Source organism: Photobacterium sp. R1 (genome assembly GCF_054600795.1).
The window spans coordinates 1-264 of sequence record NZ_BAAHZP010000628.1 but is presented as its reverse complement, the minus strand read 5'-3'; the positions used below and the strand labels follow the sequence as shown (position 1 = coordinate 264).

Below are 264 nucleotides of genomic sequence, written 5' to 3'. Positions count from 1 at the left end.
AGTGTTAAAGGATCTGGATTAAGTAGTGTAAAAATAAATATTAAAGTTGAAGTCTCGGAAGCAACGGCATTTAAAGACGCTATAAGTAAATTCGTTAAATATGTGAAAGATGGCAATTTACCACGAAATGAAAGCATTACTTTATTATATGATTTGTTAGAGCAATCATCAGACTTCCTTGAGCTAAATGAAGAGAGTAAGTTATTTAAAATCAAGTACTATGATAGTCGCGGATTCGAAGCGAAGAGATTTTCTCTTAAGGAA

The 264-nt window shown here is 31.8% G+C and carries 1 protein-coding gene; it reads left to right on the top strand.

Annotation, left to right across the window (positions count from 1 at the left end; genetic code table 11):
• On the top strand, positions 1 to 264 hold a 264-nt coding region (locus ACYP03_RS26575; protein WP_459782753.1), incomplete at both ends, for a hypothetical protein.